Origin of the sequence: Vibrio sp. V19_P1S1T109 (assembly GCF_002241375.1) — a bacterium.
Taxonomy (GTDB): Bacteria; Pseudomonadota; Gammaproteobacteria; order Enterobacterales; family Vibrionaceae; genus Vibrio; species Vibrio anguillarum.
Genome location: NZ_NDIM01000011.1, coordinates 1 through 15516, shown reverse-complemented (window position 1 = coordinate 15516; position 15516 = coordinate 1). Strand labels below are relative to the sequence as shown.

Annotated in this window: 13 protein-coding genes; 8 read left to right on the top strand and 5 right to left on the bottom strand. The window is 44.1% G+C overall.

From position 1 onward, the window contains the following. Positions 1-244: 244 nt before the first annotated feature. On the top strand, positions 245-3400 hold the full coding sequence (locus B9J87_RS00915) for a chitinase C-terminal domain-containing protein (protein WP_094149196.1): 3156 nt from the start codon (positions 245-247) through the stop codon (positions 3398-3400). 112 nt (positions 3401-3512) lie between these two features. Here the strand turns inward: B9J87_RS00915 and glgC are convergent, their stop codons facing one another. From glgC to B9J87_RS00895, 4 genes are all read right to left on the bottom strand, one after another. Then, positions 3513-4727, bottom strand: coding sequence for a glucose-1-phosphate adenylyltransferase (glgC, locus tag B9J87_RS00910; RefSeq protein WP_013867890.1), 1215 nt, complete (start codon positions 4725-4727; stop codon positions 3513-3515). A gap of 168 nt (positions 4728-4895) precedes the next feature. After that, a complete protein-coding gene (locus B9J87_RS00905; RefSeq protein WP_094149195.1) occupies positions 4896-6806 on the bottom strand; it encodes a sensor domain-containing diguanylate cyclase in 1911 nt (636 codons plus the stop codon). Between the two features lie 183 nt (positions 6807-6989). Then, positions 6990-7514, bottom strand: a complete 525-nt coding sequence (locus B9J87_RS00900) for a hypothetical protein (protein WP_017046411.1) — start codon at positions 7512-7514, stop codon at positions 6990-6992. A gap of 135 nt (positions 7515-7649) precedes the next feature. Beyond that, positions 7650-8021: a YgiW/YdeI family stress tolerance OB fold protein gene (locus B9J87_RS00895; protein WP_026029118.1), complete on the bottom strand. Its 372-nt coding sequence runs from the start codon at positions 8019-8021 to the stop codon at positions 7650-7652. A gap of 157 nt (positions 8022-8178) precedes the next feature. On the opposite strand from B9J87_RS00895, the gene B9J87_RS00890 reads away from it, so the two are divergent. Genes B9J87_RS00890 through modC form a run of 4 tightly spaced genes read left to right on the top strand, consistent with a single transcriptional unit; the run spans position 8179 to position 12214 of the window. After that, positions 8179-9654, top strand: coding sequence for a cobyric acid synthase (locus tag B9J87_RS00890; RefSeq protein WP_094149194.1), 1476 nt, complete (start codon positions 8179-8181; stop codon positions 9652-9654). Position 9655: 1 nt separating this feature from the next. After that, the gene (gene modA, locus B9J87_RS00885) at positions 9656-10429 is read left to right on the top strand and encodes a molybdate ABC transporter substrate-binding protein (RefSeq protein ID WP_094149193.1); all 774 of its coding nucleotides are present in this window, start codon (positions 9656-9658) and stop codon (positions 10427-10429) included. Next, the gene (gene modB, locus B9J87_RS00880; RefSeq protein WP_017046414.1) at positions 10419-11108 is read left to right on the top strand and encodes a molybdate ABC transporter permease subunit; all 690 of its coding nucleotides are present in this window, start codon (positions 10419-10421) and stop codon (positions 11106-11108) included. Before modA ends, modB begins: the two co-directional genes overlap by 11 nt. After that, entirely contained in the window at positions 11108-12214 is a 1107-nt protein-coding gene (modC, locus tag B9J87_RS00875; RefSeq protein ID WP_176429452.1) for a molybdenum ABC transporter ATP-binding protein ModC, read from the top strand. The genes modB and modC overlap by 1 nt, the downstream gene beginning before the upstream one ends. 117 nt (positions 12215-12331) lie before the next feature. Here the strand turns inward: modC and B9J87_RS00870 are convergent, their stop codons facing one another. After that, positions 12332-12769 (bottom strand): DUF3069 domain-containing protein, encoded by a 438-nt coding sequence (locus tag B9J87_RS00870; RefSeq protein ID WP_017046416.1) that lies wholly within the window; start codon positions 12767-12769, stop codon positions 12332-12334. 138 nt (positions 12770-12907) lie between these two features. Here B9J87_RS00870 and B9J87_RS00865 point away from each other — a divergent pair, with 138 nt between their 5' ends. The 3 genes from B9J87_RS00865 to B9J87_RS00855 form a co-directional block, all read left to right on the top strand. Continuing rightward, entirely contained in the window at positions 12908-13882 is a 975-nt protein-coding gene (locus tag B9J87_RS00865) for a diguanylate cyclase domain-containing protein (protein WP_013867881.1), read from the top strand. A 164-nt stretch (positions 13883-14046) separates the two neighbouring features. Beyond that, on the top strand, positions 14047-14352 hold the full coding sequence (locus B9J87_RS00860) for an Hpt domain-containing protein (RefSeq protein ID WP_017048759.1): 306 nt from the start codon (positions 14047-14049) through the stop codon (positions 14350-14352). A gap of 4 nt (positions 14353-14356) precedes the next feature. Beyond that, positions 14357-15516, top strand: a 1160-nt coding sequence (locus tag B9J87_RS00855; protein WP_094149191.1) for an HDOD domain-containing protein, incomplete at its 3' end; no start/stop codon positions are given.

Sequence of the window (15516 nt, the reverse complement as noted above, 5' to 3'; positions counted from 1 at the left end):
GTTCTGATTTCGGCGCTTTTTTTAGAATCGAAAAATTAACCAATAATTAGTTGTTGATGCAAAATAACGATGCCTCTTTTGCAGAAATAGTGCAACTTGTTGCGAGTGATTTTTGATATTTGAACAAATTGAGGTGCTTATTTATCGCTCTGTTCTACAGTTGTTTCACGTGAGAATTAAAGTCTGGTTTCTTCTTGATACGAGGCTTTTTACAGTGAAACAATAACTTAAGGAATGAGCAGCTATGCATTTAAACAACAGGACAGTGGCAAAGGGTGTTTTTACACTGAGCACTTTAACGGCCTCTTGCTTGATGGCTTTTAACAGCTATGCAGCCGTTGATTGCACGACACTAAGCCCTTGGGAATCGTCAAAAGTTTATACTGGCGGTAACAAGGTTCAGCACAGTGGTACCGCCTACCAAGCCAACTATTGGACTCAAGGTAACGATCCAGCCAACTTTTCCGGTGATTATGCCCAGTGGAAAGTGTTGGATGTTTGCGCCACTTCCGGTGGTGAGAACCAGCTACCGACCGCGAATCTCTCTTCACCTTCCGCAGCAGATGTGATTGCTGTCGGTGATACCGTAATATTAAGTGCGAACGCAACCGATAGTGACGGCAGCGTTGCTCGAGTCGAGTTTTCTGTCGATGGTGCAATTGTGGGTATGGTCACCACGGCACCTTATAAAGCCACGTGGGTCGCAACCGCTGGTCAGCATGAATTCAGTGTTGTAGCCATCGATGATAAAGGTGATGCCAGCGTGAAAAGTGCAACGACCTTAACGGTGAAAGAGGCACAGCAACCAGGCAATCAGGCTCCAACCGTTGATATTACGCTCTCTGCGGTTTCCGTTGACGTGGGGGCTTTAGTCACCTTAACCGCAAACGCTGCTGATACTGATGGAAGCGTCGATAAAGTTGATTTCTTCGTTGCGGGAACGCTGGTTGGAACGGCTGTTAGTGCTCCGTATACCTTAGAATACACCGCGACAAAAGCGGGTAACTTGGCGGTGTTTGCACGCGCCACTGATAACCTTGGTGCGACGACAGATTCCACGTTAGCGACTTTAACAGTCAATGGCGCGCCAATAGCTAATAATTGTCGTCCTGATGGTTTATATCAAACCGAAGGTGTGAATGTACCTTATTGCACCGTTTACGATGCGGAAGGTCGTGAGATCATGGGGGCGGATCATCCACGTCGTGTGATCGGTTATTTCACCAGTTGGCGTGCGGGTGATGATCCGCAATCGGCTTACCTTGTAAAAGACATCCCGTGGGAGCAGCTCACGCACATTAACTATGCCTTCGTCAGCATAGGTTCCGATGGCAAAGTGAATGTGGGCGATGTGAACGATCCTAATAATGCGGCAGTGGGCAAAGAGTGGCCAGGGGTTGAGATTGATCCTGCATTAGGCTTTAAAGGTCATTTTGGTGCGTTGGCAACAGCGAAGAAAAAATTTGATGTTAAGACCTTAATTTCTATCGGAGGCTGGGCTGAAACTGGCGGGCACTTTGATACGGCTGGCAACCGTGTCGCCGATGGTGGTTTTTATACGATGACAACCAACGCTGATGGCTCTATCAACCACGCTGGTATTGAAAAATTTGCAACATCGGCTGTTGAAATGATTCGTAAATATCAATTCGATGGTGTCGATATTGACTATGAATATCCAACCTCAATGGCGGGCGCAGGTAATCCAGATGATAAAGCGATTATGGAACCTCGCCGTGCTTATTTATGGGCGTCGTACCAAGAGTTAATGAAGGTACTACGTCAGAAGCTTGATCAAGCATCGGCACAAGATGGCCACCATTACATGCTGACGATCGCAGCACCATCTTCTGGTTATCTATTGCGTGGTATGGAGACGTTTGATGTCACTCAGTATCTTGATTATGTGAACATCATGTCTTATGACTTACACGGCGCATGGAATGATCACGTGGGTCACAACGCGGCTTTGTATGATACTGGTAAAGATTCAGAGTTAGCACAGTGGAACGTATATGGTACGGCTCAATACGGTGGTATTGGTTACCTCAACACTGACTGGGCTTATCACTATTTCCGCGGTTCTATGCCCGCAGGGCGTATCAACATCGGCGTTCCTTACTACACGCGTGGCTGGCAAGGTGTCACGGGTGGAGAGAATGGTTTGTGGGGGCGAGCGGCATTACCTAACCAAGCTGAATGTGCTCCGGGCACTGGTGAGGGTGAGAAAAACAACTGTGGCCACGGCGCGGTGGGTATTGACAACATGTGGCACGACACCGATCCGAAAGGAAACGAGATGGGTGCAGGTTCAAACCCAATGTGGCATGCCAAAAACCTAGAGAAGGGAATTTGGGGCTCTTACGCCCAGGCTTATAATCTTGATCCAGTGAATGAACCTGCCGATCAACTTGTCGGTCTTTACCAACGTCACTATGACAGCGTTGCCGTCGCGCCTTGGCTGTGGAATGCCGATAAAGGGGTGTTCTTATCAACTGAAGATAAAGAGTCTATCAACACCAAAGCCGATTATGTCATCGATAAAGAGATCGGCGGCATCATGTTTTGGGAGTTAGCGGGCGATTATAACTGTTATGTCTTGGACGCTAATGGTCAACGCACTCAAGTGGATTCAACAGAGCAAGCTTGTGCAAGCGGAAATGGCGAATACCACATGGGTAATACCATGACGAAAGCAATTTATGACAAGTTTAAGTCGGCAACGCCTTATGGCAACACGCTTGCAACAGGAACGATTGCCAGTGAAACCGTAGACATCGCGGTCTCCGTTGGTGGATTTAAGGTGGGTGATCAAAACTACCCAATCAATCCGAAAATCAGCTTTACTAACAACACAGGTCAAGATATCCCCGGTGGTACTGAGTTCCAGTTTGATATCCCCGTATCTGCACCTGATAATGCTAAAGACCAATCTGGTGGTGGTTTGAAGGTGATTGCTTCTGGCCATACTCGCGCCAACAACGTCGGTGGTTTAGACGGCGTCATGCACCGCGTAGCGTTTAGTTTACCGAACTGGAAAGCTCTGCCCGCAGGCGGCGTGTATGAGTTGGATATGGTTTACTATCTGCCTATTTCTGGGCCTGCAAATTACAGCGTAAACATTAATGGTGTCGATTACGCCTTCAAGTTTGAACAACCGGATCTTCCACTTGCTGACCTATCTTCTGGTGGCAGTGACGGTGGAGATACTGGCGGTGGCGATACCGGTGGCACCACGAATCCTAGCAATGTCATTACTTGGGTTCCCGGATCCACACAGGTGAAAACTGGCGATGTTGTGATTTACAACGGGAAATGTTTTATTGCCAAAAACAACCCCGGCGTTTGGGAGTCACCGACTCAGTCAAATTGGTTTTGGGATGCAACAACGTGCCCATAACCGAGCGTGATTAATCGGTATGTTTTGAACTCAGTGTAAAGTAAGAAGCCTTAGCGTGTGCTAAGGCTTCATTTTAATGAGGGATAAATTGAGTGGGCAAAAAAATATAGGTTTAGAATTGATAACTTTCGGGTACCACAACAATGCCATTTTCTGAGATACGGAAACGCTGGGCATCTTCAACTGGGTTTAAGCCAATTTGGGTATGTGGAGGGATTTTTACATGTTTATCAATAATACACCTCATGAGCTGACACCCTGCGCCGACTTCAACATCATCAAATAAAATGCTATCGACTACTGTTGCACCATCATCAATTCTGACGTTTGAAGAAATAATGGAGTGTTGTACAGAACCTCCAGAGTTAATCACACCGTTTGAAATGATCGAATTAATGAATATACCTTCGTTACCTGTTGCCGAAGAAACCGTGCGCGCAGGTGGGTATTGCGCTTCGTATGTTCGAATGGCCCAGTTTTTTTGGTATAAGTTCATTGGTGGAACGGGTTCGAGTAAATCCATGTTAGCGTTATAAAAAGAATCAAGTGTTCCGACATCACGCCAGTAACAATCTTTAGCGACTCGCCCCCGGTCACCGCAAAACTCATACGCATAAACAGCATGGCTTTCAATCAATTTTGGAATGATGTCATTGCCAAAGTCGTGACTCGAGTTTTCCAGCTCAGCATCATTAATCAAAGCACTTTTTAATACTTCCATATCAAAAATGTAGATCCCCATAGAAACTAAGCTGCGATGAGGATTATTGGGCATGGAGGGTGGGTCACTTGGTTTTTCGATGAATGAGGTGATCTTGAAGTCATTATCCACATTCATCACGCCAAAGGCAGAAGCTTGTTCTCTTGGGACATCCATGCAGGCGATAGTTAGTGCAGCATTTTTTTGCTTATGAGCTTCGAGCATAGAGGCATAGTCCATCCGGTAGATATGATCACCAGATAAAACAACGACGTGTTTGGCATCACTGCGTGAAAGTAGCCACATATTGTGATAGATAGCGTCCGCCGTTCCTTCGTACCATTTTCCGCCTTTTCTCATCTGCGGGGGGATCACAGAAATGAATTCGCCGAGTTCTGGATTGAAAATAGACCAGCCATCACGTAAATGTTTTTGTAATGAATGAGATTTATATTGAGTCAGGACCAAAATCTTTCGTAGCCCTGAGTGTAGGCAGTTGGTGAGTGTAAAATCAATGATTCGATATTTTCCACCAAAGGGTACAGCCGGTTTTGCTCTGTCATCAGTTAGCGGAGATAGCCGCGAACCGACGCCACCTGCTAACACAACGGTTAGTGTTTCTTGCATCTTATTTCTCCCTAAATATGTGCAATCTATTTACCATATTAGAGAGTAGTACAAGTTTTAAGCCAAAAGTAAAAATGATAGCGAACAATACGTTACAAACTAAGTTTGCGATAATTGCACGAAAATAAACCCATTTTATTTCTCGATGCACTTAAATGGTGCTAATTGTTAAGCAAATTCTTCCATCTCGACACTGGTCAATACCGAGACAAGATTACGCCCCGAAGCTTTTGACTCATACAATGCAATATCGGCCCGTTTATACACTTCTTCTGGTTTTTCTGTAATGTCAGTGATGCCACCGCTGATCGACACTTCTAAACGATGATTTAAGTGAACGGCTACTCGTAAACGGTGCATGACCAACTCAGCTTCTGCCAGTGGTGTATGAGGCATAATGATGGCAAACTCTTCGCCTCCGATGCGAGCTAAAAAGTCCGTTTCTCTTAGGTGCTCACTTAATTGTGTTGCGACAGAACGAATGATTTTATCGCCTTCTGCATGGCCTAATTTATCATTAATACGTTTAAAATGGTCGATATCAATAATCGCTAAGCACGACTGCACTTGAGCTTGGTAACGTTTTACGCGTAAGCATTCTGAACGCATTTCTTGATCAAATTTCCTGCGGTTCCAAATGTTGGTGAGCGCATCTTTCTCGCTGAGCTCACGCAGGCGATTTTCTAGCTCTTTGCGATGACTAATATCAACAAAGGAGGCCACATAAAACTGAATAATTCCGTCTGAATCACGGATGGTTTGGATACGTAAGATCTCGGTTTGCATTGAGCCATCTTTACGCTTATTAATGACTTCACCTTCCCATAGCCCTTCGTCTTGCAGCACTTTCCACATATTCATGTAAAAAGCTTGATTGTGTTTACCGGAGGAAAAAACGGAAGGTTGTTTACCTCTTACCTCGGCTAAGGTGTAGCCACTGATCCGGGTAAACTCATTGTTTACTTTGATAATACGGTTATTACGATCGGTAATCACCATAGCGGACATACCATTCATCGCCGCTCTAGCCAGTTTGCTCTCAATACTGTTTTTATCGTGGTTTGCGTTCCAACGAATAAAACCGGCGGCAATCGTCATTACTAATAGCGCGATGCCAACCGCTTGAAAGCCAATTTTTAGCTCTGTGGCAGAAAGCAATTTATTGAGGGCATCACCATTTAATGACTGAATTAGGTAAATTGGCTCCATTTCTGGGAATATGGATTGCAAAGGAACTTGAGTAAAACTATACCAGCAGTTGTTATCCCATACCGTGCCAGAAGCTTGCTCTTGCATACTTTTCCAGAGTATAGGGGCGACACTGTTAATATTCAGCAGGTGGTATTTCGACGGGTTTTCTTGCTGAGATAAGATCTCATTTTCATGATGAATATACTGCCCCTTGAAACTGATGATGTCTGGGCGACTCAGTGAATTTAACCTCTGGTTAAATTTTTTGTACAACTGGGTTAAATTAAGATTTGCTACAAAATAGCCTTGCCTTTTTCCATCAAAATCTATTGGTGCAATAATCCTAAAGACTGCTGTTATCTGGGAAGTAGCACCATAATTTTCTTCTTCTCTTTCACTATCAACACCGAAGATCCCAATTTGGTTTGGGGAAAGGTTTTGCGCATACTGAAAATAGTCTCGGTGCAATTTGTTTTTTAGTTGTGATCTTGGTACTGCTTCTGTTGATCCATTACTCTGATTCACGCGAATTAATTCGTTACCCGCTATATCAAAAAGCCTGAGCCGAGAATAAAGGGTTTGAATACGAGCTGCTAATAACCAAAACGCCTGTACCGCTTCGATATTCTCGGTGGAGGGAAGACGCAATGCGCTGTATAACATGGTGTTGTTTGATAATATTTGAGTGGAATTGTAAACGTCATTAAACGCAGTAAGCAGTTCGTGCTTATTGTATTCGAGTTGAGAATGGCTTTTTTGTTCGATCATTTGCACAGTTTGTTCGTGAGCTTTGTCGAATTCTTTGACGAAATAAAGAAAGGGCACAACCCCAAGCACGACACTAACAAATAGCCATTGAGCTAAGTATTTATAGAAAGAGCGAAACATAGCGGCACACATAAGTTATTGAGTGCATAGTATATCGCTGATATATGAGAAGTCGCTTCCAAATATCTGATATCGTGGAGTACATCAAATTTGTGGGGTAATTCTGTTGATACAAAGAGTCAAAAGAAGCGCACAAGTAGCGAAGAAGCATCATGCGCTTAAGCCTGAAGGCCGTTTTACGTTTTAGAACTGAAAACGAACATTCATGACGATCTGTGGGCCGTAAACGCCGTTGTTTTTGGTTTCAGCTCCTAACGATAGTTGTTCGGTAGAGTGAAAACGTAATCCAGCGCAAAATACCGAGTGTTCATCGTTCTTACCCAGTTTAATATTGGCTTCAATTTGGCTCGATAACCAGATCCTGCTGCCAATATTAAACTCCAATTGGGTTTCGCTTTTGCCACCCTGTTCATCGGTAGGTCTAATGTGGTGAACAAGCATTTGTCCGTAGACATCGGCAAATTGGTTTATTGGACCGTTAAAGCCAATTCCGCCAGCGGCATCCCAATCTCCGTCAAATCTCGAATCGTAACGAGCGACCAGGTGTGTGTTATCGGTTAAATAAGTACTAAATTCTGCACCTGAGGATTCAGGGCTGATAGCGGTTCTGACTTCAAAGAAGTTATAATTAAAATTGTTAGCTTGCGCAGAGAAAGAAAGAACGCATGACAAACCGACTAGGCCTAGTGAGTACGCTTTTTTATACATGTACGCTTCGTCCTGAAAAGATGAAAATTAAGCTGAATAAGATACAGCAATGGCCTGCAAATTACAGGCCATTTTCACAAAAAAATCCATCTTATTTTTTGTGTTTTACCATCAAGAGAGCATAAACAGTAATGATTATAGAACTTGGATCTGATCCACTTCGATTTCAGGTGTCAGCCCTCCTTCATATTCGCCATAAAGGCGAACCTTAGTCTCGGCATTGAGTGGCGCTGTGAAGTGGATATCATCATCCAGTTCTACTTGAATCTCACCGTTGCCATCACTGAATACGAATGTGTCTTTTCTTATTTGACGAATCAACTTTCCTTCAACCACAACATGCTTTTCTGTAAACATATTGGTGTCTTTTAGCAACGATTCCACAGACGTAAGTTCGATAGGACCATTGTAATTGATGGTATTACTGTTTTGGTTATGGTTACCTGCAAAAGCGAAAACAGGAGCAATAATCATCGAAGCTGCTAGGGCTAGTGTTGTACGTTTCATTTTTAATTCCTCTATGGGGTTGTTGTTTTGATGAAGCGATTTAAACACTAAGATGTTGAACACACTCTGAGCGGAACATTAATATTCCATTCATTTTATTGAGTGAGTAGCAGCTGTGACGGTATGATTACCAGCAAACGCCTATCGTAGAGTTAATATGGAATCAACATTAAGGTCATTGATGGTGCAGGGCACCACTTCCGACGCTGGAAAAAGTGTGCTAGTTGCAGGCTTATGCCGAGTGTTAGCACGTCGAGGAATAAAAGTAGCCCCTTTTAAGCCGCAAAACATGGCGCTTAATAGTGCGGTGACGGTCGATGGTGGCGAAATCGGGAGAGCGCAAGCTGTTCAGGCTCAAGCGTGTGGCGTTGAGCCATCGGTACACATGAACCCTGTATTACTCAAGCCAAATTCAGACACGGGTGCGCAGGTTATCCTGCAAGGCAGAGCGCTCTCTAATATGGAAGCAACGGGTTATCACGATTATAAGAAAGTCGCGATGAATACTGTGCTTGATTCCTACGCTCGGTTACAAGCCGAGTATCAAAGTGTCATGATTGAAGGGGCGGGAAGCCCGGCTGAAATCAACCTACGCGAAAATGACATTGCTAACATGGGGTTTGCTGAAGCGGCCGATGTACCTGTGATTATCATTGCCGATATTGATAGAGGCGGTGTATTTGCTCATCTGTATGGCACGTTAGCACTGCTTTCTGAATCGGAACAGCTGCGTGTAAAAGGGTTTGTGATTAACCGCTTTCGAGGTGATATTGCGTTACTGCAATCTGGCCTTGATTGGTTAGAAGCAAAAACGGGTAAACCCGTCATTGGTGTGCTGCCTTATTTACATGGCTTTGATTTAGAAGCTGAAGATGCGATCACTCAAGCGCAAACCCTCAGCAGCAACAGTAAATTGAATATTGTGGTGCCAGTGTTGACTCGCATTAGTAACCATACTGATTTTGATGCGTTGCGTTTAAATCCTGATGTTGACTTACGTTATGTGGGAAAGGGTGAGCGGATCGAAAATGCGGATCTGATTCTGCTTCCGGGCAGTAAATCTGTAAGGGACGATCTTGCGTATCTTTGCTCGCAAGGTTGGGATCAGGATATCAAACGTCACTTGCGTTTCGGAGGCAAAGTGATGGGCATTTGTGGTGGTTACCAAATGTTAGGTCGGGTAATTCGCGATCCACTCGGCGTTGAAGGTGGAGCGGGCGAAAGTGAAGGACTGGGGTTGTTGAACGTCAGTACAGAACTCACCGCTGAAAAAACGCTCAGGAATGTTCAAGGCGAGCTTATTTTACCGCAAGGTAAAGCGAAGGTCTCAGGCTACGAGATCCACGTTGGACGCACAACGCTCGATGATGCATCATCCTCAGCAATCATCACGTTAGACAATGGCAACCGTGACGGTTTATTAAGTGATTGCCAGCAAGTGTTGGGGACTTACATGCACGGAATTTTTGATAGTTTTCCTGCAACTGAGCTTATCTGTCGCTGGGCTGGTGCCGCTGATATAAGTTATTACGATCATGTGGCGCAAAAAGAACAAGCCATTAACCGCATTGCGGATGCGATTGAAGAGCATTTGAACTTGGCCTTATTATGGCCAGAATTAACGGAGCGTTAACATGAGAAAAATACTGCTCTCTATCGTCGCCATGCTGTGCTGTACGGCGGTTTATGCACAAGAGAAAATCACTGTTTATGCAGCGTCATCCATGACGAATGCGGTTAATGAATTGATTGCGGCTTACCAGCCGAAACAACCGTTAGATATTGTGCCCGTTTATGCGGGTTCATCCGCGCTTGCTCGTCAAATTGAGCAAGGTGCACCAGCGGATATTTTTATTTCAGCCAATGATAACTGGGTTACTCACTTGCTTAACAAGAACATTGTGACGAGCGATAGGGTCACATTGTTGGCTGGAAATCAGCTGGTGCTTATCGCCCCTCAATCGTCGAAGCTCAATTCGCTGGTAGTAAATGATGTTGCGGCATGGCTTGACGCCTTGAACGGTTCACGTTTAGCGATAGGTAACACAATGGCGGTGCCTGTGGGAATGTATGCCAAAGAGGCACTAGAAAAGTTAAAAGTGTGGTCGTCGCTCGCCCCTATGCTGGCTCAAACCAATAACGTACGTTTAGCGCTTGCGCTAGTGGAACGTCAAGAAGCCGCACTTGGTATTGTATATAAGACGGATGCATTGATGAGCAATAAGGTCAAAGTGGTACACGAATTTGATTCAAGCCTACACAGCGCCATCCATTATCCTTTAGTGCAGCTAACTGAGCGTGATACGGTGAATCAATTCATGCTTTTTTTACGCAGCGATCAAGCAAAAAGTATCTTACAGAACTACGGTTTTAGCGTGATGACAGGAACGGATTCCTTTGCTTTCTGAATATGAATGGGTTGCACTGCAACTGAGCTTAAAAGTCGCGATTTATACCGTGCTTTGGCTTTTACCGCTGGGAATGTTTTTTGCGTGGCTACTCGCCAGAAAGCAGTTTTGGGGTAAAAGTATATTGGATAGCCTAGTGCATTTGCCGCTCGTTTTACCGCCAGTGGTCGTGGGGTATCTTCTGTTGATCACCATGGGTAAACAAGGCGTAATTGGGCAGTGGCTTGATAATATGTTTGGCTTGCGTTTCAGCTTCAGTTGGCGTGGAGCCGTGTTGGCGTGTGTCATCATCGCACTGCCCTTGATGGTTCGTGCGATTCGTTTAAGCCTTGAAAGCGTCGATCCTAAGTTAGAGCAAGCGGCTCGAACCTTAGGCGCTTCACCACTCAAAGTTTTTTTGACCATTACATTACCCTTAACGATACCCGGGCTGATCACTGGCGCGATGCTCTCTTTTGCTCGCAGCCTAGGTGAGTTTGGAGCCACCATTAGCTTTGTGTCCAATATTCCCGGTGAAACACAAACGCTTCCTCTTGCGATGTATAACTTTTTAGAAACGCCAGGAGCCGAAATGGAAGCGATGCGTTTGTGTATTATCTCCATCGCGATTGCCTTGGCTTCGTTATTCATTTCTGAAGTGATTAGCCGCCGAATGACTCGGCGCTTAGGGACTCAATGATGAGTGGGTTAAAGATTCAATTTGAAAAACAGTTAGGTGATATCAAGCTTAATGCGGATTTGGTTTTACCAAGCCGTGGTATTTGTGCGGTTTTCGGGCGTTCAGGAGCGGGGAAAACCTCCTTCATCAATATTATCAGTGGATTGGTGAAGCCTGAACTTGGTGAAATCGAGATCAATGGCCGCATCCTATTTAGTCAACAAAAAAAGATTAACTTGCCTGTTGAAAAGCGCAATGTTGGTTACGTTTTTCAAGATGCTCGATTGTTTCCACATTACACCGTTCATGGCAATTTAAGCTATGGTGTCAAAAAAAAGGATGCCGACCACTTCGCCGCTATCGTAAAATTATTGGCTTTAGCGCCATTACTTACACGTTATCCGCATGATTTATCGGGTGGGGAGAAACAGCGAGTAGCGATTGGCCGAGCCTTACTATCCAAGCCAGATATTTTATTGATGGATGAGCCGTTGGCATCGCTCGATATGCCGCGCAAACGTGAAGTGATGCCTTTTTTGGAAGAGCTGGCTCATAGCGTACATATTCCAATTCTCTATGTGACGCACAGCATGAATGAAATTTTGCGTCTGGCTAATCATTTAGTTGTGTTAGAACAGGGCGCTGTGCTGATAAGCGGTGAGCTAGAGCAAGTGTGGTCTTCAAATTATATGCGTCCTTGGCAATCATTTGCCGACCAAAGTAGTCTGTTTTCTGCCCACATCTGCCAGCACAACAAAGATTATGCGCTCACACAGGTCTCGCTTGCAGATGATGTCAAACTTTGGGTGCAATATGTGGAAGGCGAGGTAGGCTCTGCACTGCGATTACAGATCCGTGCAAATGATGTTTCGGTGGCGCTTGATAAGCCAAACCGGACGTCAATTCGTAATATTCTGCCTGCGCAGATTTGCCAGCTTGAAAAGCAGCCTCTAGGTACTGATAAACAGAGTGTGGGGATAAAACTCAAGTTAGGCGAAGGGTGCTACCTGTGGGCTACGGTAACCAAATGGGCGGCCGATGAGCTACAACTGGATGTTGGTGATTCGCTGTATGTGCAAATTAAAGGCGTGAGCGTGTCGCAGCGTGATATCGTCTTAACGCATTAATGTTTTTCATTATTAATGTATTGATTCAATAACCTAAGCCTCTCTTATCTCGAGTTCAGGTTCAATAGAAAAAGCCGTCATATAAAATTGACGGCTTTATGCTCAATGGTGTGCGTTTTATTTTGCAAACACGTCTTTAAAGTCGCGTTTTAGAATCGGGTCGCGGCGTGCTTTTTTGATCTGTTTAACCATATCTTTCACACAGTTATGCAGCACTTGATCAAGAAGCTCTGCTCGGTACTCTTCTTTATCTTGGTCTGTCATCTCTTTCGGTAAATTCAATGTTGGGAACTCCTCCATGACATTGACACCAGCAAAAGCTTGGCTGACAGAGATCAACGCATGAAACTGTTCAAAATTATCCAACACATTTTGCGCACTGGCTGGTAGAGAGTTCCAAGACTCGCGTACCGCTTCTTCAGAGACTTCATGTATAGACACGACCATGTAGTACATCTCTTGTGGCACTTGATCAAATTCAATTACTTGGCGCAATTCTGGCGAGATGGCGTCTAAGTCCACTACAGGTTGTTCGGTTTGCTTTACTTCAGACATGAAGATATCTCTTTAGGGGAAAAGCTACATGCTAAAAATTTATAGCGAAAAGTCAATATTGTGCGCAAAATTAAACAAAGAAAGTGAATAAATCTATGTTATACGTAAGCATATGATTGAAATTTAAAGGGGTTACAGATGGTAAGTTCGGGCTCTTCTATGAGGATCTTACTGGTCGATGACGTACAACTGGATCGAATGCAACTCACCATTCGTCTTAAACAGCTCGGTCATCACGTGGAGGCGGTTGCCAGTGGACAAGCGGCATTGGATAGCTATTGCCAATTTGATCCAGAACTGATTCTGATGGATATTTCGATGCCCGGCATGAATGGTTTTGAATTGTCGAAAAAAATACGTCAGCAATACCATGAATGGGTGCCTATTATCTTTTTAAGTGGGCATGATGAACCGTCGATGATCGCGCAAGCGATAGAGGCAGGCGGTGATGATTACTTAACCAAGCCAGTCGATAAACTGGTACTCAACTCCAAATTATTAGCCATGCAGCGTATTGCAAGTATGCGTCGAGAGCTTAAACGCGCAACGGTTAAACTTGAAGAGCTAAATCGTGTTTTGCAGCAGCAAGCAAATGAAGATGGCTTAACGCAAGTCTTTAATCGTCGATTTATAGATGACAAGCTTAAAGAGATGATCAGTTGGCATGGGCGGCACAAATTTCCCATGAGCCTCATTTTAATCGATGTGGACTATTTCAAACGGTTTAACGATAACTATGGTCATATAGAAGGAGATAACTGTTTGATTACCATTGCGCAAACGGTGAATCAGTTATTTGTGCGTACTGGTGAGTATGTAGGGCGATATGGCGGTGAAGAGTTTTTAGTGCTGCTGGGCAATGCCAATTATGAACAAGCACTGATCGCCGCTGAGCGAATCCAACAATCAATGATTAAAGCACACTATCCTCATCAATACAGCGAAATTGCCGATCATGTCACCTTATCTCAAGGTGTCATCTCGTTAACGCCGAATGGCACTGAGTCTATCGCTAATATTTACAATCTGGCCGACGAAGCCTTGTACCAAGCAAAGCATCAAGGTAGAAATTGCTTTATTTCTTACGATGTTACCAATGCAGCATTAAGCTAATACACACACTTCACTCGCTCTTTTTTGTTAGCACATAAGCAATATGGTCTACACTAGTACTAACGCTTTGGATTAGAAGTCAGGATGCATATATCAACTTTTTTGGCTTATGGGTGCACTTTATGGACGGATTGCAGTATTTTTCACCAGATAGGGTGGCGGACATGGTGGGTGAAGAGAATGTGAATGAGATGCTGTGCGGCTATCGAACAAGCCTATTGGAAGCTTTGAATAAACTTAGCAATGCGTTTTGTGGCAACCAAGTTGAGGTGATTCATCACATTTCACACACCATGAAATCGTCATCTCGGTTTGTCGGAGCGGATGTATTAGCATTTGAATTCCAGAAACTTGAAGCCGCAACTGATAATCTAACCAATGTTACTCAAGACACCGAGTTTTCAATCAGTTCGATCAATGATCAAAGTAAGTTGTTGTTGGACGAAATCAACCAATATATGAATAAATAAAACAATGAAGCTAAGTGAGAATCAAATGGAAAAAGTACATTTGAAGGTCATGTGCATAGATGATGATGTTTTTATGCTTAAAGCCATTGCTCGTTTGATCAGGCGTATTCGTCCAGAATGGGAAATTATACTCGTTTCAGAGCCACTAAATTGGTTGTCAGAATGGAATAAGTATAATTGCCAACCGCCAGCCATTATCATTTCAGATTTACTCATGCCGCATAAATGTGGCGATGAGCTGTTAGAAGAGGTAAAGCAGACTTACCCGCAAGTAGTGAGAGCTCTTTTAACTGGGAATACGCAGGAGAATTTGCCTCAAAAAGCGCATGCGTATTCCCACTTCGTTCTGCCTAAGCCATTCACACAAGAGGACTTTGAACGCTTATTTGAATGTACCGAACGTCTTTATCAAATGCCGTTTAACAATGAGTGCCGAACTAAACTCGGAAGTTTGAAAGATCTTCCGGTATTACCCAATTCGATACACCGTTTACAACAAACTATTGCCTCTCCTACTTGTGATCTTCAATCAATCGCAGACACCATTAGCCATGAGCCTGTATTAGTCGCACGAGTGTTTCAAATTGCCAATTCTTCTTACTTGGGTTTTCGTCGAACCACAGATTCATTATCGGAAGCTGTTGGACGTTTAGGTGCGACTTTAGTGGAGAGCATCGCCATATCGTTATTGAGCCATCACGCTAACAGCTTAGTTTCAAAAAAGGCCCACCAAGATATTTCAGAACAGGCGCTGAGGGTGAGCTATATATCCCGTTTACTGGCTAAAAACTTGGGGTACTCCCTACAAGATAAAGATCGGGTGTTTGTCTCAAGCTTGCTTACAGCAATCGGAAAATTGATTTTGATGGAGGAAGGCGCTGATATCCATAATGTTGATTCTTTCTTAGAGCTTCAACAAGAATATGCTGATTACTACATAGTAACGGCATACATGCTGATGATATGGGGATACGGTTCAGAGATTGGAGAGATCGTTCTTAATCAAAGTAAGAGTGATTTTTTTTCAGATGACAAATCTGTTGTACTTGGAAGTATTGTGGGGCTTGCAAATCGCATAGAAGCATGTAGGGAAAATGAGAGCTACCAAACACTGATTGACGGTGTACCAAGTTCCATTGCAAGCGTATTAGTTGAGCTAAAACC